Here is a 19,523-nt window from a genome sequence, read left to right as displayed (position 1 = left end):
CTTCGACCTCTCCAGTGGCCGCTCCACGTATTGATTCAATGCACTGAAAGGAAAGCATGAAACTCGTCCGCTATGGCAACCCCGGCAAGGAAAAGCCCGGCCTCATCGACGACAAGGGCCAGCTGCGCGACCTGAGCGCGGTCGTCAAGGACATCGGTCCCGACCAGCTCGGCGATGCCGCCATTGCCAAGCTGCGCAAGCAGAAGCTCGACAAGCTGCCGCTGGTCAAGGGCAAGCCTCGTTTCGGCAGCCCCGTGGCCAACGTCGGCAAGTTCATCGCCATCGGCCTCAACTACGCGGACCACGCGGCCGAGTCCGGCCTGCCGGTGCCCAAGGAGCCCGTGGTGTTCATGAAGGCCAACAGCTGCATCCAGGGGCCGAACGACCCCGTGATGCTGCCCAAGGGCTCTGTCAAGACCGACTGGGAAGTCGAGCTCGGCGTGGTCATCGGCACGCGCGCCCGCTATGTGTCGCAGAAGAGCGCGCTCGACTATGTGGCCGGCTACTGCACCATCAACGACGTCAGCGAGCGCGAATACCAGATCGAACGCGGCGGCACCTGGGACAAGGGCAAGGGTTGCGACACCTTCGGCCCGCTCGGCCCCTGGCTCGTCACGCGCGACGAAATCGAGAACCCGCAGAAGCTCTCGATGTGGCTCGACCTGAACGGCCAGCGCGTGCAGACGGGCAGCACCAGGACCATGATCTTCAGCGTCGCCAAGATCGTGAGCTACGTGAGCCAGTTCATGACCCTGATGCCCGGCGACGTGATCACCACCGGCACGCCGCCCGGCGTGGGCATGGGCATGAAGCCGCCGTTGTTCCTGAAGAAGGGCGACGTGATGACGCTGGGCATCGAAGGCCTGGGCGAACAACGCCAGGAAGTGATTCCCTTCAAGCTCTGAGCACCGTTCTCTGAGATCATCCGGCGGATGAAGACGCCGCCGGACCATCGCTCGCAGGTCTTTGGAACGCCCTGGGAGGGCGTCCATGCCACCGCGATGGACAGTGCCCGCCACTACGGCCGGCACTGGCATTCGATCTACGGCGTCGGCCTGCTCGACCATGGCGCGCAAAGCTCGGCCAGCGGCCGCGGCAGGGTCGATGCCTATGCGGGCGACCTGATCACCACCAACCCCGGCGAAGTGCACGACGGCCGGCCGCTCGGCGGCCCGTCGCGCCGTTGGCGCATGGTGTATTTCGATGCGGCCGTGATGGCTGGCATGCGCGAAGGCGTTGCGGACGCCGGCATCGAATTCACGCGGCCCGTGCTCCAGGACGCGCGGCTGCTCCACACGCTGCGCCGCCTGTTCGCCCGCCTCGATGAGTGGCGCTGTGCCACGGGCAACGCCGCAGGCGCCGAGGCGCTGGCCTGCGAAGAATCGCTGGCCGAAGTCTGTAGCGTATTGCTCGACGCCCATTCCACCGCCATTGCGCTGCCCGAGATCGGTGGTGATGTACGGCTGGTGCGCGAGCGCCTCGCCGACGACTTGCTCGCCGCGCCCACGCTCGACGAACTTGCCGCAATGACCGGCCTCGGCAGGTACCAGGTGCTGCGGCGCTTCGAGAAGGCCTATGGCGTGCCGCCCCACGCGTGGCTGCTGCTGCAGCGTGCCGAACGCGCACGCGGCCTGATCCGCCGCGGCACGGGCCTCGCGGACGCCGCTGCTGCAAGCGGCTTCGCGGACCAGAGCCACATGACGCGCATCTTCGCGCGCCAGTTCGGCTTCACGCCCGGTGCGTGGCAGAGGACGTGCGGCCTGCCGTAGCGTTCAGCGCAGCACGCGGATCAGTTCGTCGTACACCAGTCGCACGCGCGCCGGCACCGGCGCGCGCTGCGAGCGGTACACATAGATCGGCCACGGCTGCGGCGCGTCGGCTTCGAGCACCGGCACCAGCGCGCCCGATTCGAGCCAGGGCTCGGCCAGTGCCCCGATCAGCTGGGCGAAGCCCAATCCCGCGAGCACCGCGGCGCACTCGGTGTCGAAGTCGTCGGTAACGAAGGCCGGCGACGTCACCGTCAGTTGCCGGCCCTTGCTGAAGACCAGCGGCCAGGGGCGGCCCGACTTGCGGTCGATCAGTGCGGTGAGCGGCAGCGCCGCGAGCGCGTCCAGCTTCTTCGGCACGCCCGTGCGCGCGACGAGTGCGGGCGCGGCCACCACGTGCAGCGCCATCCTTCCCACCGGCCTCGCAACGAAGCGTGCGTCGCGCAGCGGGCCCACGCGCACGCCGATGTCGATCTGCTGGTCGACCACGTCGGCATGCTCCTCCGACACGCGCAGGTCCAGTACCAGCCCGGGGTGTGCCGCGAGCATCGGCGCCAGCGCCTGCGGAATGAGCCGGCGTCCGAAGATGCCCGGCGCAGTGACACGCACCGTGCCCGCATGTTGCGACAGCGCGCGCCTGTCGGTGCGGTGAAAGAGGTCGTCCACGCCGCCCACTGCCACGCGCGCCCGCTCTGCGAGCTGCCGGCCGAAGTCGGTGAGCTGTACGCCGCGCGTGCTGCGGTGGAACAGCGGTTCGCCCAGTTCGTCTTCGAGCTCGCGCACCGCGCGTGTCACCACCTGCGGCGACACCGACAGCCGCACCGCGGCGTCTCGGAAGTTGGCGGCATCGGCGGCGGTGCAGAACACGCGCAAGGCTTCGAGGCGGTTGGACATGGACTGTTCCTTATTGAGGAATTCTGAAGTCGGAAGAGTTTCATATACGGGAACGCGAGGATTTTCCACACTGCGTGCACTTCTTCAACACCCCCGAAAGGAATTTCCATGACATCCGTTCAAGACAACATCCAGGGCAAGGTCGCCATCGTCACCGGCGCGAGCAGCGGGCTCGGTGAATCGACGGCGCGCCACCTTGCCGCGCGCGGCGCGAAGGTGGTGCTCGCGGCCCGCCGTACCGACCGGCTCGACAAGGTCGTGGCAGAAATCCGCGAAGCCGGCGGCGAGGCCATCGCCGTGGCCACCGACGTGTCGAAGCGCGCCGAACTCGACAAGCTCGCCGCCGCCACCATCGAAGCCTTCGGCCGCATCGACGTGCTGGTCAACAACGCGGGCGTGATGCCGCTGTCGCCGCTCGAGAAACTCAAGGTCGACGAATGGGACCGCACCATCGACGTCAACATCAAGGGCGTGCTTTACGGCATTGCCGCCGTGCTGCCGCGCATGCAGGCGCAGGGCGGGGGGCACATCGTCAACGTCGCTTCCATTGCGGGGCTGAAGGTGTTCACGCCCATCGGCACGGTGTACAGCGCTACCAAGCATGCGGTGCGCGCCATCTCCGAGGGCCTGCGTGTGGAGGTGGGCAACAGCGGCGTGCGCGTGACCATCGTGTCGCCCGGGGCGGTCGATTCGGAGCTGAAGTTCGGCAGCAGCGATGCCGAGAGCGCGGCTGGCGTGAAGGCGTTCTACGACGCCAACCAGATCCCCGCGGATTCGGTGGCGCGCGCCGTCGTCTACGCGGTGGAGCAGCCGGCGAACGTGGACATCAACGAAGTCGTGTTGCGGCCGGTGTCGCAGGAATTCTGAAAGGAAGTGGCCGGGACGGGGCCGGCGACGGCCCCATTTCGCGTCAATTAACCTTCAACCGTTGAAGGTCTCTTGTGGCCGAAAGTGCAAAGCCCTGCAAAATAGAACGACCGTTCGTTTTTTGCAGGGAAATTCCACGATGTCCGCCACAGCCGTTTCCGCCAAGCCCGTCCGCGCCGCCCAGAAGGGCCAGCAGACCAAGGCCGTCATCGTCGACGCCGCGCTGGCGCTGGCCGCGCAGATCGGGCTGGAGGGCCTGTCGATCGGCGCCGTGGCCGAAATCACCAAGATGAGCAAGTCGGGCGTGTTCGCCCACTTCGGCTCGCGCGAGGAACTGCAGATCTCGGTGGTGCGCGAATACCACGCGCGCTTCGAGCAGGAAGTGTTCTTTCCCGCCCTCCAGGCGCCGCGCGGCCTGCCGCGCCTGCGCGCCATGTTCGCCAACTGGATGAAGCGCACCTCGACCGAGATCGACTCGGGCTGCATCTACATCAGCGGCGCCTCCGAATTCGACGACCGCCCGGGTCCGGTGCGCGACGCGCTGGTCGAGTCGGTCAGCATCTGGCAGGCCGCCGTGCTGCGCGCCATCGTGCAGGCACAGAGCGAAGGCCACCTGCGCGCCGACGCCGACGAGCGCCAGGTGGCGTTCGAGATCCACGGCCTGATCCTCGCGCTGCACTACGAGGCGCGCTTTCTTCAGGTGCCCGGCTCCATCGGCCGCGCCAACGTCGGCTTCGACAACATCCTCGCGCGCAGCGCCACGCCCGACGCGCCGAAGGCCGGGGCCACTGCGCCGGCGGGCCGCCGCCTCAAGACCGTGCGCTGAGGCTCGCGGCCTGTCCCCTTTTCTGTTTTCCCCTTTTTCTTTTTCTATCTAGCTTCGACCAGGAGAGTCCCGGATGCCTACCTACAACCCACCCGTGCGCGACATGCAGTTCGTGCTGCATGAAGTGCTCAACGTCGCCGAGGAACTCAAGGCGCTGCCGGCCCACGCCGAAACCGACGCCGACACCATCAACGCGGTGATCGAGGAGGCCGGCAAGTTCGCTGCCGAGGTGACCTTTCCGCTGAACATCAGCGGCGACGAAGAAGGCTGCGTGCTCGACAAGACCACGCACGAAGTGAAGACGCCCAAGGGCTTCAAGGACGCCTACGCCAAGTACGTCGAAGGCGGCTGGCCTGCGCTGTCGTGCGACCCGGCCTTCGGCGGCCAGGGTCTGCCCTTCGTGGTGAACCAGTGCCTGTTCGAGATGCTCAACAGCGCCAACCAGGCCTGGACCATGTACCCCGGCCTCTCGCACGGCGCGTACGAAGCGCTGGTGGCGCACGGCACCGACGAACAGAAGAAGACCTACCTGCCCAAGCTCACGAGCGGCGAGTGGACCGGCACCATGTGCCTCACCGAACCCCATTGCGGCACCGACCTCGGCCTGCTGCGCACCAAGGCCGAGCCGCAGCCCGACGGCACCTACCGCATCACCGGCAGCAAGATCTTCATCTCGGCCGGCGAGCACGACATGACGAGCAACATCATTCACCTGGTGCTGGCCCGCCTGCCCGATGCGCCCAAGGGCAGCAAGGGCATCAGCCTGTTCGTGGTGCCGAAGTTCAAGGTCAAGGCCGACGGCTCGCTCGGCGAGCGCAACCCGATCTTCTGCGCCGGCCTGGAGCACAAGATGGGCATCCACGGCAACGCCACCGCGCAGATCGTGATCGAAGGCGCCACCGGCACGCTGGTGGGCGAGCCCAACAAGGGCCTGGCCGCGATGTTCGTGATGATGAACGCCGCACGCCTGGGCGTGGGCAACCAATCGCTCGGCCTGACCGAAGTGGCCTACCAGAACGCGCTGGCCTACGCGAAAGACCGCGTGCAGATGCGTTCGCTCTCCGGCGTGAAGGCCAAGGACAAGGAAGCCGACCCCATCATCGTGCACCCCGACGTGCGCAAGATGCTGCTCACGGCCAAGGCCTATGCCGAAGGCGGCCGCGCGCTGCAGATCTTCTGCACGCTGCTGCTCGACAAGGAACACAACCACCCTGACGAGAAGGTGCGCAAGGACTCGGGTGAGTTGGTCGCGCTGCTGACCCCCATCGTCAAGGCCTTCATCACCGACAACGGCCACATTTCCACCAACGCCTGCATGCAGGTGTTCGGCGGCCACGGCTTCATCAAGGAATGGGGCATGGAGCAGTTCGTGCGCGACAACCGCATCAACATGATCTATGAAGGCACCAACACCATCCAGTCGCTGGACCTGCTGGGCCGCAAGGTGCTGGGCAACAACGGCGCGTCGCTGAAGAAGTTCGGCAAGCTCGTGGGCAAGCTGGTGGAAGAAGAGGGTGTGAACGAGAAGATGGCCGAGTTCATCAACCCGATCGCGATGCTGGGCGACCAGCTCACCAAGTTCACCACCGAGATCGGCTTCAAGGGCTTCCAGAACCCCGACGAAGTGGGCGCCGCCGCCGTCGACTACCTGCGCGTGGCCGGTCACTTCGTGTTCGGCTACCTGTTCGCCCGCATGGCGCAGGTCGCGCTGCGCGAGATCGCCGCCGGCAACACCGATCCGTTCTACGTCGCCAAGCTGCAGACCGCGCGCTTCTACTTCGCCAAGCTGTTCCCCGAGACCGCGACGCTGATGCGCACCGCGCGCGCCGGCAGCAAGGTGCTGATGGACACCGACGCAGCGCTGGCCTGAGCGGTCGTACCGTCTCGTCTTCCTTCGAATCCAGGAGCCGCCGATCATGAAAACAACACTCGCAGCCATCCTGTTCACCGTCACGGCCGTTTCGGCCATGGCCCAAAGCACGCCGGTGGGTCTGTGGCGCAACGTGGACGACAAGACCGGCGAGGTCAAGGCCGAGATCAGCATCGCGGAGACCCACGGCGCGCTGTCCGGGCGCATCGAGAAGGCGCTGGGCAAGGATGCCAAGCCCGGCGCGGTCTGCAGCGAATGCAGCGACGACCGCAAAGACAAGCCCATGGTCGGCCTCGACATCATCCGCGGCGGAAAGAAGGCCGAGAACAAGGACGTCTGGGAAGGCGGAAAGATCCTCGACCCCGAGAACGGCAAGGAATACCGCGCGAGCTTCACGCCCATCGAGGGCGGCAAGAAGCTCGAGGTGCGCGGCTACCTGGGCCCGTTCTGGCGTACCCAAACCTGGAACCGCGCGCAGTAAACAAGCCTGTGCGCAACCTATCCAAGAAATACCAAGCAACATGTCCCGATTTCAAGTGAAGAAGGTCGCCGTGCTCGGCGCCGGCGTGATGGGCGCGCAGATTGCGGCCCACCTCGTCAACGTGCGCGTGCCTGTCGTGCTGTTCGACCTGGCCGCAAAAGAAGGCCCGAAGAACGGCATCGTCGCGCGCGCCATCGACAACCTCAAGAAGCTCAAGCCCGCGCCGCTCGGCGACGTGGCCGATGCGGGCCTGATCGAACAGGCCAACTACGAAGACGACCTGGCCAAGCTCGGCGAGTGCGACCTCATCATCGAAGCCATTGCCGAGCGCATGGACTGGAAGCTCGATCTGTACAAGAAGATCGCGCCGCACGTTGTCAAGCATTCGATCCTGGCCTCGAACACCTCGGGCCTGTCGATCACCAAGCTCAGCGAGGCGCTGCCCGAAGCGCTGAAGCCGCGCTTCTGCGGCATTCACTTCTTCAACCCGCCGCGCTACATGTTCCTGGTGGAGTTGATCAACACGCCGACCACGCAGCCGCAGGTGCTCGACGACCTCGAAGCCTTCGTCACCAGCACGCTGGGCAAGGGCGTGGTGCGCGCGCACGACACGCCCAACTTCATCGCCAACCGCGTCGGCATCGCCGGCATGCTGGCCACGCTGAAGGAAGTCGAGAAGTTCGGCCTCACGCCCGACGTGGTGGATGACCTCACGGGCAAGAAGCTGGGCCGCGCCAGCTCGGGCACCTTCCGCACCGCCGACGTGGTGGGCCTGGACACGATGGCCCACGTCGTGAAGACGCTGCAGGACAACCTGAACGCCGAGAGCGATCCGTTCTACGCCAACTTCGCGACGCCGCCGGTGCTCGCCAAGCTGCTGGAGCTGGGCAACCTGGGCCAGAAGACCAAGGCCGGCTTCTTCAAGAAGGCCGGCCGCGACATCCTGCGCTTCGACCTGAAGAGCGGCGAGTACGTGCCCGCCGGCGCCAAGGCCGACGAGGTGTACGGCCGGATGCTGAAGAAGCCCGCGGGCGAGCGCCTGAAGCTGCTGCGCGAGAGCGAAGGGCCGCAGGGCCAGTTCCTCTGGGCCATCTTGCGCGACGGCTTCCACTACGCCGCCGTGCACCTGGGCGACATCGCCGAGAGCGCGCGCGACGTCGACTTCGCGATGCGCTGGGGCTTCGGCATGAAGCAGGGCCCGTTCGAGCTGTGGCAGGAAGCCGGCTGGGCGCAGGTCGCCAAGTGGGTGCAGGAAGACATCGACGCAGGCAAGGCGCTGAGCAGCGCACCGCTGCCCAAGTGGGTGTTCGAAGGCTCGGTGGCCGAGGCCGGCGGCGTGCACACGCCCGAAGGCTCGTGGAGCGCGTCGCAGAACAAGTTCGTGCCGCAGCGCAAGCTGCCCGTGCATGACCGCCAGTTGTTCCCGGAAAGCGTGCTCGGTGCGAATGCAGCCGATGCCAACACCGCGGGCACCACGATCAGCGACGAAGGCGATGTGCGCGTGTGGACGCTGGATGGTGAGGTGCTGATCGCGAGCATCCATTCGAAGATGCACGCCATCAGCCCTGACGTGGCCGAGGCGCTGGGCGCCGCAGTCGACCTGGCCGAAGCCGAATACAAGGGCCTCGTGATCTGGTCGCCCGATGAGATGTTCTCGGTCGGCGCCGACCTGCAGGCGATGCTGCCGGCCTTCGTCGTAGCCGGTATCGGCGCGGTGGAGGGCGCCGAGCAGGAGTTGCAGAACGTGATGCTCAAGATCCGCTACGCCAGCGTGCCGGTGATCTCCGCGGTGCGCGGCATGGCGCTGGGCGGCGGCTGCGAGCTGGCCGTCCACTCGGCCAAACGGGTCGCAGCAATGGAGAGCTACATCGGCCTGGTCGAAGTCGGCGTGGGGCTGATCCCCGGCGCGGGCGGCCTGACCTACATCGCGCGCCGTGCCGCCGAGAACGCCTCGGCCTCGACGGGCACCGACCTGCTGCCGTTCCTCACCGAAGGCTTCACCGCGGCCGCGATGGCGAAGGTGGGCACCGGCGCGCTCGACTCGAAGAAGCTGGGCTACCTGCTCGACAGCGACGTGATCGTGCCGAACAAGGACGAGCTGCTGTATGTGGCGCTGCAGCAGGCCAAGGCCATGGCCGACGCCGGCTACCGTGCACCGCTGCGCCGCAGCTTCCGCGTGGCGGGCCGCAGCGGCGCCGCGACGATCAAGGGCCAGCTCGTGAACATGCGCGACGGCGGCTTCATCAGCGCGCACGACTTCCACATTGCAAGCCTGATCGCGAACGTGGTGACCGGCGGCGACGTGGACGCCGGCTCGCTCGTGACCGAGGAGTACCTGATGGCGCTGGAACGCAAGGCGTTCTGCTCGCTCATCGTGCATCCGAAGACGCAGGAGCGGATCATGGGAATGCTGAGCACGGGGAAGCCGGTGCGTAACTGACGCGAGCGATGCCCTCTTACTCCTTCCCCCTCTGGGGGAAGGCCGGGATGGGGGCAGGCAGCCTATGCAAAACCAATCCACTCCCAACGCGCAACAGAACGCCCGCACATTGCGGCGCGAGATGACCGACTCCGAGCGCAAGCTCTGGAGCGGGTTGCGCGGCGAGCAACTGGGAGTGAAGTTCCGCAGGCAGCATCCGCTTGGCAACTACATCGCCGACTTCGCATGCCTCGGCCCTAAGCTGATCGTCGAACTCGACGGATCGCAACACCAGGCGCAGGCCGGCTACGACGCCCGACGCGACGCTTTCCTGCGCGAGCAGGGATTCGACGTGCTGCGTTTCGGATCGAACGATCCGTTTGTCAATCTTGAAGGGGTGTTGCAGGCCATCGTCAATCGACTGGATGAATTGACGGCCGCTTGCCCCCATCCCAACCTTCCCCCAGAGGGGGAAGGAGCCCAATCCAGGAGCCATCCATGAAACAAGTCCAAGACGCCTACATCGTCTCCGCCACCCGCACCCCCATCGGCAAGTCGCACCGCGGCTACTTCCGCAACTACCGCCCCGACGACCTGCTCGCGACCACGCTGCGTGCCGCGCTCGCCGCCGTGCCCAGCCTCGATCCCAAGGCCATCGAAGACATCATCTGCGGCTGCGCGATTCCCGAATCGCAGCAGGGCCTGAACGTCGCGCGCATCGGCGCCGTGTTGGCGGGCCTGCCGACCAGCGTCGGCGGCATCACCGTGAACCGCTTCTGCGCCTCGGGCCTGTCGGCCGTGCAGATGGCGGCCGACCGCATCCGCGTCGGCGAGGCCGATGTGATGATCGCGGCCGGTGTCGAAAGCATGAGCATGGTGCCGATGATGGGCAATTCGCCCTCGCTGTCGCCCTCGATCTTCGAGCGCGAAGGCGATGTCGGCATTGCCTACGGCATGGGCCTCACGGCCGAGAAGGTCGCGCAGCAGTGGAAGGTGAGCCGCGAGGCGCAGGACGAGTTCGCACTCGCCTCGCACCAGAAGGCGCTGGCCGCGCAGAAGGCCGGCAAGTTCGCCGACGAGATCACGCCGATCGAAGTGACCGACCGCACGCCAAACCTCGCCACCGGCGAGTCGATCGTGAAGACGCGCATGGCGAACCTCGACGAAGGCGCGCGCCCCGACACCAGCCTCGAAGGCCTGGCCAAGCTGCGCACCGTGTTCGCCGCGCGCGGCACCGTCACGGCCGGCAACAGCTCGCAGACCTCGGACGGCGCCGGCGCGCTGATCCTCGCGAGCGAGAAGGCGGTGAAGCAGTACGGCCTCACGCCGCTCGCGCGCTTCGTGAGCTTCGCGAGCAAAGGTGTGCCGCCGCACATCATGGGCATCGGCCCGATCGAGGCGATTCCGGCCGCGCTGCGCTACGCCGGCCTGAAGCACCAGGACATCGACTGGTTCGAGCTCAACGAAGCCTTCGCCGCGCAGTCGCTGGCCGTCATCAACACGCTGGGGCTCGATCCGTCGAAGGTCAACCCGATGGGCGGCGCAATTGCGCTGGGCCATCCGCTCGGTGCCACCGGCGCCATCCGTTCGGCGACCGTGGTGCATGCGCTGCGCCGCGAGAACCTGAAGTACGGCATGGTCACGATGTGCGTGGGCATGGGCCAGGGCGCCGCGGGAATCTTCGAGCGCGTCTGATCGGCAACGCGCAAGACACCGGGACGAGCGTCGAGGCAACGAAGGAGACAACCTCATGCAGATGCAGCAGCTTGCAACCGATGGTGGTCGTACGCAATTGGCCGTGCGAACGTACGAGCCGGTCGGCGCACCGCGTGCCAGCATCGTGATCGGTGGCGCGATGGGCGTGCGCCAGTCCTTCTACGAGCCCTTCGCGCGATGGCTCGCGCAGCAGGGCCTGCGCGTCTGGACCTTCGACTACCGGGGCTCCGGCGACTCGCGCGGCAATGCGCCGCTGCGCGGCTTCAAGGCCGACCTGCTCGACTGGGCTTGCGACTACGAAGCGGTGATCGACGCAGCCAAGGCGGCGTTGCCCGGCCAGCCGCTCTACCTGCTGGGCCACAGCCTGGGCGCGCAGCTGCCGGGCTTCCTGCAGCGTCCCGGGCAGGTCGACGGCCTCGTCAGCATCGCCGCGGGCAGCGGCTACTGGCGCGAGAACGCGCCGAAGCTCAAGCGCAGCATCCTCTACTTCTGGTTCGTGCTCGTGCCGCTGGTCACGCGGCTGTGCGGCTACTTTCCGGGCCGCCGGCTGAAGAAGGTCGGCGACCTGCCGCGCGGCGTGATCCTGCAATGGCGGCGCTGGTGCCTGAATCCGCGCTACAGCGTCGGCGCGGAAGGCGAGGCGGCACTGCGCAGCTACGGCCGCGTGCGCTTCCCGGTGCTCGCGCTGTCGATGACCGACGACGAACTCATGACGCTCGCCGGCACCGAAAGCCTCGTGAGCTTCTATGCCGGCGCACCGAGCGCGGTGGAGCGCATTGCGCCGGCCGACGTGCAGGCCCGGCGCATCGGCCACTTCGGCTTCTTCCGCGAGCAGTTCAGCCAGAGCCTCTGGCCGAGCACGCTCGACAAGCTGCATCGGCTGGCGTCGCTTACTGCGCTGCAGCACGCCAACGTCCCGCACACGACTGCGTGACGCCATCGACCGGAGGCACACTGCCGATCATGACGACGAGCACGCACCCCTTCGACAAGGCCCTGGCGATCCACCACAGCGACATCCGCGTGGGGCACTTCACGGGCATGACCAGCCCCGACTACTGGAACATGGTCGGCCCTTTCGGCGGCACCACCGCGGCGCTGGCGCTGCAAGCGGTGCTGAAGCATCCCGACCTGCTCGGCGTGCCGATCGCGCTCACGGTGAACTACGCGGCGGCGCTCGAAGCCGGCGCGTTCGACATCCAGGCCACCGCCGTGCGCACCAACCGCTCGACGCAGCACTGGACGGTGCAGATCACGCAGGCCGGCCCCGGCGCAGCGCCGAACATGACGACCACCGCCACCGTGGTGACCGCCGTGCGCCGCGAGACCTGGAACGGCAACGACCTGCCGATGCCCGAGGTGCCGCGGCCCGAGATGGTCGAGCGCATGAGCATTGGCCCGTCGGGCGTGGCGTGGATCGGCCAGTACGAGATGCGGCCGATCAGCGGCAGCATTCCTTCGAAATGGGACGGCAGCGGCCATCACAGCGAGAGCCGGCTCTGGGTGCGCGATGCGCAGCAACGCGCGCTCGACTTCGCCTCGCTCGCGGCCATGAGCGACCTGTTCTTCCCGCGCGTGTGGCTGCGCCGCGCCACGCGGGTGCCGGTGGGCACGGTGTCGATCACCACGTATTTCCATGCCGATGCGGCGCAGCTGGCCGAGGTCGGCACGGGTTACCTGCTCGGCAGCGCGACGGGGCAGCAGTTCAGCAGCGGCTTCTTCGACCAGGCTGCGCAGCTCTGGAGCGAAGGCGGCACGTTGCTCGCCACTTCCAACCAGATCGTCTACTACAAGGAATGACCGTCATGGCGCTCACCAAGGCTGCACTCATCGTGGGCGCGGGCGACGCCACCGGCGGCGCCATTGCCCGCCGCTTCGCGCGCGAAGGCTTCGCCACCTGCGTCACGCGGCGCAGCCTCGACAAGCTGCAGCCGCTGGTGGCGCAGATCGAGGCCGACGGCGGCTGCGCACATGCCTTCGCCTGCGATGCGCGCAAGGAAGAGGAGGTGGTTGCACTCGTCGAGCAGATCGAGTCGACGGTCGGGCCGATCGAGGTGATGGTGTTCAACATCGGGGCCAACGTGCCCGAGAGCATCCTGAGCGAGACCGCGCGCAAGTACTTCAAGGTGTGGGAGATGGCCTGCTTCTCGGGCTTTCTCAACGGGCGCGAGGTGGCGAAGCGGATGGTGGCGCGCGACATGCCGGAAGGCGGGCATCGCGGCACGATCATCTTCACGGGCGCGACGGCTTCGCTGCGTGGCGCGGCGAACTTCGGCGCCTTCTCGGGCGCCAAGATGGCATTGCGCGCGCTGGCCCAGTCGATGGCGCGGGAGCTGGGGCCGCAGGGCATTCACGTGGCGCACGTGGTGGTCGACGGCGCCATCGACACCGAGTTCATCCGCAGCAACTTCCCCGAGCGCTATGCACTGAAGGACAGTGACGGCATCCTGAACCCGGACCACATCGCCGACAGCTACTGGATGCTGCATTCGCAACCGCGCGATGCATGGACGCACGAGCTCGATCTGCGGCCCTGGTCCGAGAAATTCTGAGATGACGGGCGCAGGGGAGTACCCGGTGGCCTGTGCACGCGCCCCCGAACACAAGCGTCCGACAAGGAGACACCCATGACCAAATCCGTCGACTTCTACTTCGACTTCGGCAGCCCCGCCGCCTACCTCGCCGCAACGCAGCTGCCGCACGTATGTGCTGACGCAGGCGCCGAGCTGGTGTGGAAGCCTATGCTCCTGGGCGGCGTGTTCCAGGCCACGGGGAACCATTCGCCCGCCGAGATCAAGCCCAAGGGCCCGTACATGACCGTCGACCTGCAGCGCTTTGCGAAGCGCTACGGCGTGCCCTTCGTGCACAACCCGCATTTCCCCATCAACACGCTGCTGCTGATGCGCGGCGCCACCGGCATCCAGATGAAGGAGCCGGCGCGCTTCGGTGCGTATGTCGACGCGGTCTTCCACGCGATGTGGGTCGAGCCGAAGAATCTCAACGACCCGGCAATCGTCGGCGCCGTCTTGCAGAATGCGGGCTTCGACGCCGCGGGCCTGCTCGCGCTGGCCGGCGCGCAGGAAACCAAGGACCGCCTCAAGGCCGTCACCCAGGAAGCCGTGGAGCGCGGCGTGTTCGGCGCTCCCACCATGTTCGTCGGCAGCGAGATGTTCTGGGGGCAAGACCGCCTCGATTTCGTCCGCGAAGCCCTTTGCGCCTGATCGCGGCGCCAATCCCTTTATTCAAGGACCATTCCCATGAGCGACATCCTCGTCCACACCGAAGCCGGTGTGATGACCCTCACTTTCAACCGCGTCGACAAGAAGAACTCGATCACCAGCGGCATGTACGCCGAACTGGCCGATGCGCTGGCCGCCGCCGAGAGCGATGCGGCCGTGCGCTGCGTGCTGATCCAGGGCGATCCGACCATCTTCAGCGCGGGCAACGACATCGGCGACTTCCTCAACGGCCCGCCGTCGACGCAGGAATCGCCGGTGTTCCGCTTCCTGCGAGGCATCGCAACCTTCCCCAAGCCCATCGTCGCGGCCGTGTGCGGCCCGGCCGTGGGCATCGGCACCACGATGCTGTTCCATTGCGACCTCGTCTACGCGGGCGACAACGCCGCCTTCTCGATGCCCTTCGTGAACCTCGGCCTGTGCCCCGAAGCGGCGTCGAGCCTGCTGGTGCCGCAGATGCTGGGCTACCACCGCGCGGCCGAGGCGTTGCTGCTGGGCGAGCCCTTCATGGCCGAGGCCGCGCTGGAGGTGGGCCTGGTCAACCGCGTGGTGCCGCCGACCGAGGCCAACGCCATCGCGCAGACGCAGGCCCGCAAGCTCGCCGCCAAGCCGCTGAGCGCGCTGGTGGAAACCAAGCGCCTGCTGAAGAAGGCGCAGATGCCTGCCGTGCTGGAGCGCATGGGCGAGGAGGGTGCGAGCTTCGGTCGCATGCTGCGCGAACCGGCGGCGCGCGAGGCCTTCGGCGCGTTCATGGAGAAGCGCAAGCCGGACTTCTCCAAGGTCTGACGCGCTTCCCGGGCCGGGGCCTGCATACGTACACTGCGCGGCGTGCAAGAGAAAAGAACCCTCGCAACGCCCGGCCCGCAGGCAAACGACGCTACTGAAAAAGTAGCATTCCGCTTCTCGCGCCGGCGTACTTTCGGTTTGCTGGCAGGTGCCCTGGCAGCCCCTTCACTGGCCTTGGCGCGGGTGCGACCGCTGCGCATCGGCGTCATCGGTTCGTGGTCCGGCCCTTATGCGGGCGGTGGCCGGCAGTTCGATGCCGGCATGGCCGTCTGGCTGGCGGCGCACAACCAGAACATTGCGGGCCGGCCGGTCGAACTGCTGCGGCGCGACGTGCCCGGCAGCGCGCCCGACCAGGCGCGCCGCCATGCGCTGGACCTCGTGGAAAGCGAGCGTGTCGACCTGCTGGCGGGCCTGGATTTCAGCTCCAACGCCTATGTCGTGGGCAGCGTCGCCACGCAGGCGAAGCTGCCGCTGGTGGTGATGAACGCAGCCTCCTCGGGCATCACGGCGCGCTGCCCGTTCGCGGTGCGGGTGTCCTTCACCATCGGGCAGGTCACGCTGCCGCTGGCGCGCTGGGCGCTCCAGCAAGGCTTGCGCGACGTCTGCACCGTGGTGGCCGACTACGCCTCGGGCGTCGATGCCGAAAGCGCCTTCGTATCGGGCATCACCGCGGGTGGAGGCCGGGTCGGCGCGATGCTGCGGGTGCCGCTGGCCACGCTCGACTACTCGGCCTACATGCTGCGGCTGCGCGAACTCAAGCCACAGGCGGTGTTCTTCTTCCTGCCGTCGGGGCAGATGCCGGCCACCTTCCTGAAGTTCTGGCGCGACCGCGGCATGGCCGACGCCGGCATTCGCCTGCTCGCGACGGGCGACGCCACCGACGACCACTACCTCGAGGGCATCGGCGAGCTGGCCGATGGGCTCGTCACGAGTCACCACTATTCATTCGCGCACGAGTCGCCGGCCAACCGCCGGTTCACGTCGGCGTTCCAGGCGGAGTACGGCGATCACCTGCGTCCGGGGTATTTCGCGGTCGCGGCCCACGATGCGCTCGCGGCCATCGACGCGGCGATGGCCTCGCCCGTGGCGCACGGTGGCGCGGTTGGCGAGCGGCTGGTGGACGCGTTCCGGGGCGTGCGGCTCGACAGCCCGCGCGGCCCGATAGAGATCGACGCGCACACGCGGGACATCGTGCAGACGGTGTACATCCGCCGCGTCGAGCGCCGCGAGGGGCGCTGGGTCAACCGCGAGTTCGAGCACTTCGAGCGCGTACGCGACCCGGGCGTCTGAACTCGTTCAGGGCTGCTGCTCGATCACTCGCGGACGGCCGTTGTCGTCGATGGCCACGTAGGTGAAGGTAGCCTGCGTGACCTTGATGTACTCGCCCTGGGCGCGGAAGCGCTCGGCGAAGACTTCGACGGTCACCGTGACCGAGGTGCGCCCGATGCGCACCAGCTTCGAATAGAACGAAAGAATGTCGCCCAGCCGCACCGGCTGCTTGAAGATGAATTCGTTGACCGCCACCGTCGCCTGCCGGCCCTTGGCGTAGCGCGCCGGAATCACCGAGCCGGCCAGGTCGCACTGCGCCATGACCCAGCCGCCGAAGATGTCGCCGTTGGCGTTGCAGTCCGCCGGCATCGGAATGACCTTGAGCACCAGCTCCATGTCGGTGGGCAGGCTTTTGAGGGTGGCCGCGGCGGCGGCACTGGAAGTATCTGACATGGGCACAATCTGGAACAAACAAGCAACCACGATTGTCCTCCATGCGCCGAAGCGGCGAAGCCCTTCCTTCCCCCCACACAGCCGGCGGCCACCCGCCGGCGCGCAGTGACCGTTCCGACTGGGCGACGCTGCGCCGCCTGTTTCCCTACCTCTGGCAGTACAAGTGGCGGGTGGCCGCGGCGCTGGCCTTCATGGTGGGCGCCAAGGTGGCCAACGTGGGCGTGCCGGTGCTGCTGAAGAACCTGGTCGACACGATGACGCCCAAGCCCGACATGGCACAGGCGCTGCTCATCGTGCCCATCGGGCTGCTGCTGGCCTACGGGCTGCTGCGCTTCTCGACCTCGCTCTTCGGCGAGCTGCGCGAGCTGATCTTCGCCAAGGCCACCGAGGGCACGGCCCGGCAGATCGCGCTGGAGGTGTTCCGCCACCTGCACGCGCTGAGCCTGCGCTTCCACCTGGAGCGCCAGACCGGCGGCATGACGCGCGACATCGAGCGCGGCACGCGCGGCGTGCACTCGCTGATCTCGATGTCGCTCTACAGCATCGTGCCGACCATCATCGAACTGGTGCTGGTGCTCACCATCCTGGGCGTGAAGTTCGACTCGCTGTTCGTCTGGATCACGGCGGCCGCGCTGGTGCTGTACATCACGTTCACCGTCACGGTGACCGAGTGGCGCACGCAGTTCCGCAAGACCATGAACGAGCTCGACTCGGTGGCGCAGAGTCGCGCGGTCGATTCGCTGCTGAACTACGAGACCGTCAAGTACTTCAACAACGAGGATTTCGAGGCCGGCCGCTACGACGCCAGCCTCGACCGCTACCGCAAGGCCGCCATCAAGAGCCAGCGCACGCTGAGCATGCTCAACACCGGCCAGCAGGCGCTGATCGCCATCAGCCTGGTGCTGATGCTGTGGCGCGCCACCTCGGGCGTGGTCGACGGGCGTATGACGCTGGGCGACCTGGTGATGGTCAACGCCTTCATGATCCAGCTCTACATTCCGCTGAATTTCCTCGGCGTGATCTACCGCGAGATCAAGCAGAGCCTGACCGACCTCGACAAGATGTTCGTGCTGATGGAAAAAGAGCGCGAGGTGCGCGATGCGCCCGGCTCGCAGCCGCTGGCCGGCGCCGACGCCACGGTGCGCTTCGAGGACGTGAGCTTCGCCTACGAGCCCGCGCGGCCCATCCTCAAGCACGTGAGCTTCGAGATTCCAGCGGGCAAGACGGTGGCCGTGGTCGGCCCCTCGGGCTCGGGCAAGTCGACGCTCGCGCGGCTGCTCTACCGCTTCTACGACGTGCAGCAGGGCCGCATCACCATCGGCGGCGAGGACATCCGCGCAGTCACGCAGTCGAGCGTGCGCCGCGCGATCGGCATCGTGCCGCAGGACACGGTGCTCTTCAACGACACGGTCGAATACAACATTGCCTACGGCCGCCCCGGCGCCACGCGCGAAGAGGTGGAGGCCGCGGCCCGCGCCGCGCGCATCCACGACTTCATCGTGGCCACGCCCAAGGGCTACGAAACGACGGTGGGCGAGCGCGGCCTCAAGCTCTCGGGCGGCGAGAAGCAGCGCGTGGCCATCGCGCGCACGCTGCTGAAGAACCCGCCGATCGTGATCTTCGACGAGGCCACCTCGGCGCTCGACTCGGCCAACGAGCGCGCCATCCAGTCTGAGCTCAAGAGCGCCGCGCAGGACAAGACCACGCTGGTCATCGCGCACCGGCTGTCGACGGTGGTCGACGCGCACGAGATCCTGGTGCTGGAGTCGGGCGTGATCGTCGAGCGCGGCACGCACGCCGAGCTGCTCGCGAAGCAGGGCCGCTACGCCCAGATGTGGGCCTTGCAGAAGAGCGAAGCGGCACCGCTGATGTAGCGCGATCATCCATTTCATTTTTTCGTTCAGGAGTTCCCACGTGTCGACCAAGATTCCCCTGCTGGTGCTCAACAGCCTGTCGAGCGCCCACCAGGCCCAGATTGCCGAGGTCTACGACATGACCTATGCCTTCGGCGACGCGCAGCGCGCGGCTGCCATTGCCGAGCACGGCAAGAAGTTCCGCGCGGTGCTGACCATCGGCGTCATCGGTATCACGCCCGAGGAAATCGCGGCCATGCCGGCCGTGGAGCTGATCTGCTGCATGGGCGCGGGCTACGAGGGCGTGCCGCTCGAAGCCACGCGTGCACGCGGCATCGCCACGGCCAACGGCGCGGGCACCAACGACGACTGTGTGGCCGATCACGCCTTCGGCCTGCTGATCGGCATCGTGCGCGAGTTCCGCAAGCTCGACCGGCTGTGCCGCGAAGGCGTGTGGCGCGAGGCCATTCCGCAGCCGCCGAACGTGTCGGGCAAGAAGCTGGGCATCCTGGGGATGGGCACCATCGGGCAGAAGATCGCGAAGCGGGCGGCGGCGTTCGACATGGAGGTGGGCTATCACAACCGCAAGCCGAAGGAAGGCGCGACGCACCGCTACTTCGACGACCTGACGTCGCTTGCCACATGGGCCGACTTCCTCGTGCTGGTCGCGCCGGGCGGCCCGGCCACGAAGCACCTGGTCAATGCCGAAGTGCTCGACGCGCTCGGGCCGCAGGGCTACCTGGTGAGCATCGGGCGTGGCAGCGTGGTCGACACCGAGGCGCTGGCGGCGGCGCTGCGCGAGAACCGCATCGCCGGTGCCGGCCTCGACGTGTACGAGAGCGAACCGAAGCGGCCCGAGCCGCTGATCGGCCTCGATAACGTGCTGCTGACACCGCACATGGCCGGCTGGTCGCCCGAGGCGACGCAGAAGTCGGTGGACCACTTCCTCGCGAATGCCGAAGGGCACTTCGCGGGGCGTGGCGTCCTCACCCCCATCTGATGCCTTGCTCCTCCCCCTTCTGGGGGAGGGTTGGGATGGGGGCAGGCAGGGCGCCAAGCAGGGACGCCGCTTGCCCCCACCCCTGCC

General features: G+C 67.3%; 19 protein-coding genes. 17 read left to right on the top strand and 2 right to left on the bottom strand.

Translation table 11 applies throughout. From position 1 onward, the window contains the following. Positions 1–56: 56 nt before the first annotated feature. A complete protein-coding gene (locus ACCC97_RS24540) occupies positions 57–905 on the top strand; it encodes a fumarylacetoacetate hydrolase family protein (RefSeq protein ID WP_007839007.1) in 849 nt (282 codons plus the stop codon). A 27-nt stretch (positions 906–932) separates the two neighbouring features. Next, positions 933–1,769 (top strand): AraC family transcriptional regulator, encoded by an 837-nt coding sequence (locus ACCC97_RS24535; protein ID WP_413335563.1) that lies wholly within the window; start codon positions 933–935, stop codon positions 1,767–1,769. A 3-nt stretch (positions 1,770–1,772) separates the two neighbouring features. Here ACCC97_RS24535 and ACCC97_RS24530 read toward each other — a convergent pair whose 3' ends face one another. After that, the gene (locus ACCC97_RS24530; protein ID WP_413335561.1) at positions 1,773–2,660 is read right to left on the bottom strand and encodes a LysR family transcriptional regulator; all 888 of its coding nucleotides are present in this window, start codon (positions 2,658–2,660) and stop codon (positions 1,773–1,775) included. 108 nt (positions 2,661–2,768) lie between these two features. On the opposite strand from ACCC97_RS24530, the gene ACCC97_RS24525 reads away from it, so the two are divergent. The 13 genes from ACCC97_RS24525 (at position 2,769) to ACCC97_RS24465 (ending at position 16,151) form a co-directional block, all read left to right on the top strand. Next, positions 2,769–3,527: an SDR family oxidoreductase gene (locus tag ACCC97_RS24525; RefSeq protein WP_413335559.1), complete on the top strand. Its 759-nt coding sequence runs from the start codon at positions 2,769–2,771 to the stop codon at positions 3,525–3,527. Between the two features lie 139 nt (positions 3,528–3,666). After that, positions 3,667–4,353, top strand: a complete 687-nt coding sequence (locus ACCC97_RS24520; protein ID WP_007834068.1) for a TetR/AcrR family transcriptional regulator — start codon at positions 3,667–3,669, stop codon at positions 4,351–4,353. 73 nt (positions 4,354–4,426) lie between these two features. After that, on the top strand, positions 4,427–6,223 hold the full coding sequence (locus tag ACCC97_RS24515; protein ID WP_007834069.1) for an acyl-CoA dehydrogenase C-terminal domain-containing protein: 1,797 nt from the start codon (positions 4,427–4,429) through the stop codon (positions 6,221–6,223). Between the two features lie 46 nt (positions 6,224–6,269). Beyond that, positions 6,270–6,704: a DUF2147 domain-containing protein gene (locus tag ACCC97_RS24510; RefSeq protein WP_413335557.1), complete on the top strand. Its 435-nt coding sequence runs from the start codon at positions 6,270–6,272 to the stop codon at positions 6,702–6,704. A 40-nt stretch (positions 6,705–6,744) separates the two neighbouring features. Then, complete coding sequence (locus ACCC97_RS24505; protein WP_413335555.1) at positions 6,745–9,144, top strand: 3-hydroxyacyl-CoA dehydrogenase/enoyl-CoA hydratase family protein; 2,400 nt, start codon at positions 6,745–6,747, stop codon at positions 9,142–9,144. A 64-nt stretch (positions 9,145–9,208) separates the two neighbouring features. Continuing rightward, on the top strand, positions 9,209–9,625 hold the full coding sequence (locus ACCC97_RS24500) for an endonuclease domain-containing protein (RefSeq protein WP_413335553.1): 417 nt from the start codon (positions 9,209–9,211) through the stop codon (positions 9,623–9,625). Next, the gene (locus ACCC97_RS24495) at positions 9,622–10,818 is read left to right on the top strand and encodes an acetyl-CoA C-acyltransferase (protein WP_007834074.1); all 1,197 of its coding nucleotides are present in this window, start codon (positions 9,622–9,624) and stop codon (positions 10,816–10,818) included. The genes ACCC97_RS24500 and ACCC97_RS24495 overlap by 4 nt, the downstream gene beginning before the upstream one ends. 55 nt (positions 10,819–10,873) lie before the next feature. Then, on the top strand, positions 10,874–11,773 hold the full coding sequence (locus ACCC97_RS24490) for an alpha/beta fold hydrolase (protein ID WP_007834079.1): 900 nt from the start codon (positions 10,874–10,876) through the stop codon (positions 11,771–11,773). 29 nt (positions 11,774–11,802) lie between these two features. Further along, positions 11,803–12,639, top strand: coding sequence for an acyl-CoA thioesterase (locus tag ACCC97_RS24485; RefSeq protein ID WP_007834081.1), 837 nt, complete (start codon positions 11,803–11,805; stop codon positions 12,637–12,639). A gap of 5 nt (positions 12,640–12,644) precedes the next feature. After that, positions 12,645–13,391 carry an SDR family oxidoreductase gene (locus tag ACCC97_RS24480; RefSeq protein ID WP_007834083.1) on the top strand — a complete coding sequence of 249 codons (747 nt, stop codon included), beginning with the start codon at positions 12,645–12,647 and terminating at the stop codon, positions 13,389–13,391. A 75-nt stretch (positions 13,392–13,466) separates the two neighbouring features. Further along, complete coding sequence (locus tag ACCC97_RS24475) at positions 13,467–14,060, top strand: 2-hydroxychromene-2-carboxylate isomerase (RefSeq protein WP_413316101.1); 594 nt, start codon at positions 13,467–13,469, stop codon at positions 14,058–14,060. Positions 14,061–14,096: 36 nt separating this feature from the next. After that, a complete protein-coding gene (locus ACCC97_RS24470; protein WP_413316102.1) occupies positions 14,097–14,861 on the top strand; it encodes an enoyl-CoA hydratase in 765 nt (254 codons plus the stop codon). A 183-nt stretch (positions 14,862–15,044) separates the two neighbouring features. Beyond that, complete coding sequence (locus ACCC97_RS24465; protein WP_413335573.1) at positions 15,045–16,151, top strand: ABC transporter substrate-binding protein; 1,107 nt, start codon at positions 15,045–15,047, stop codon at positions 16,149–16,151. A gap of 6 nt (positions 16,152–16,157) precedes the next feature. Here ACCC97_RS24465 and ACCC97_RS24460 read toward each other — a convergent pair whose 3' ends face one another. Beyond that, positions 16,158–16,583: an acyl-CoA thioesterase gene (locus ACCC97_RS24460; protein WP_007834091.1), complete on the bottom strand. Its 426-nt coding sequence runs from the start codon at positions 16,581–16,583 to the stop codon at positions 16,158–16,160. 41 nt (positions 16,584–16,624) lie between these two features. Here ACCC97_RS24460 and ACCC97_RS24455 point away from each other — a divergent pair, with 41 nt between their 5' ends. Beyond that, positions 16,625–18,457 carry an ABCB family ABC transporter ATP-binding protein/permease gene (locus tag ACCC97_RS24455; RefSeq protein WP_413335550.1) on the top strand — a complete coding sequence of 611 codons (1,833 nt, stop codon included), beginning with the start codon at positions 16,625–16,627 and terminating at the stop codon, positions 18,455–18,457. A 40-nt stretch (positions 18,458–18,497) separates the two neighbouring features. Continuing rightward, entirely contained in the window at positions 18,498–19,436 is a 939-nt protein-coding gene (locus tag ACCC97_RS24450) for a 2-hydroxyacid dehydrogenase (RefSeq protein WP_413335548.1), read from the top strand. The last annotated feature ends 87 nt before the right edge of the window (positions 19,437–19,523 follow it).

Source organism: Variovorax sp. Varisp85 (assembly GCF_047304045.1).
Classification (GTDB): Bacteria; Pseudomonadota; Gammaproteobacteria; order Burkholderiales; family Burkholderiaceae_C; genus Variovorax.
Note: the sequence above shows the minus strand (reverse complement) of the source record. Positions and strands in the feature narration are given on the sequence as shown.

What these genes read in the sequence shown, in the direction of transcription:
- ACCC97_RS24535 (WP_413335563.1), top strand. Translation starts at nt 933, where the DNA reads ATGAAGACGCCGCCGGACCATCGCTCGCAGGTCTTTGGAACGCCCTGG.
- ACCC97_RS24470 (WP_413316102.1), top strand. Translation starts at nt 14,097, where the DNA reads ATGAGCGACATCCTCGTCCACACCGAAGCCGGTGTGATGACCCTCACT.
- ACCC97_RS24540 (WP_007839007.1), top strand. Translation starts at nt 57, where the DNA reads ATGAAACTCGTCCGCTATGGCAACCCCGGCAAGGAAAAGCCCGGCCTC.
- ACCC97_RS24520 (WP_007834068.1), top strand. Translation starts at nt 3,667, where the DNA reads ATGTCCGCCACAGCCGTTTCCGCCAAGCCCGTCCGCGCCGCCCAGAAG.
- ACCC97_RS24475 (WP_413316101.1), top strand. Translation starts at nt 13,467, where the DNA reads ATGACCAAATCCGTCGACTTCTACTTCGACTTCGGCAGCCCCGCCGCC.
- ACCC97_RS24515 (WP_007834069.1), top strand. Translation starts at nt 4,427, where the DNA reads ATGCCTACCTACAACCCACCCGTGCGCGACATGCAGTTCGTGCTGCAT.
- ACCC97_RS24485 (WP_007834081.1), top strand. Translation starts at nt 11,803, where the DNA reads ATGACGACGAGCACGCACCCCTTCGACAAGGCCCTGGCGATCCACCAC.
- ACCC97_RS24525 (WP_413335559.1), top strand. Translation starts at nt 2,769, where the DNA reads ATGACATCCGTTCAAGACAACATCCAGGGCAAGGTCGCCATCGTCACC.
- ACCC97_RS24510 (WP_413335557.1), top strand. Translation starts at nt 6,270, where the DNA reads ATGAAAACAACACTCGCAGCCATCCTGTTCACCGTCACGGCCGTTTCG.
- ACCC97_RS24530 (WP_413335561.1), bottom strand. Translation starts at nt 2,660, where the DNA reads ATGTCCAACCGCCTCGAAGCCTTGCGCGTGTTCTGCACCGCCGCCGAT.
- ACCC97_RS24480 (WP_007834083.1), top strand. Translation starts at nt 12,645, where the DNA reads ATGGCGCTCACCAAGGCTGCACTCATCGTGGGCGCGGGCGACGCCACC.
- ACCC97_RS24505 (WP_413335555.1), top strand. Translation starts at nt 6,745, where the DNA reads ATGTCCCGATTTCAAGTGAAGAAGGTCGCCGTGCTCGGCGCCGGCGTG.
- ACCC97_RS24495 (WP_007834074.1), top strand. Translation starts at nt 9,622, where the DNA reads ATGAAACAAGTCCAAGACGCCTACATCGTCTCCGCCACCCGCACCCCC.
- ACCC97_RS24500 (WP_413335553.1), top strand. Translation starts at nt 9,209, where the DNA reads ATGCAAAACCAATCCACTCCCAACGCGCAACAGAACGCCCGCACATTG.
- ACCC97_RS24490 (WP_007834079.1), top strand. Translation starts at nt 10,874, where the DNA reads ATGCAGATGCAGCAGCTTGCAACCGATGGTGGTCGTACGCAATTGGCC.
- ACCC97_RS24455 (WP_413335550.1), top strand. Translation starts at nt 16,625, where the DNA reads ATGCGCCGAAGCGGCGAAGCCCTTCCTTCCCCCCACACAGCCGGCGGC.
- ACCC97_RS24460 (WP_007834091.1), bottom strand. Translation starts at nt 16,583, where the DNA reads ATGTCAGATACTTCCAGTGCCGCCGCCGCGGCCACCCTCAAAAGCCTG.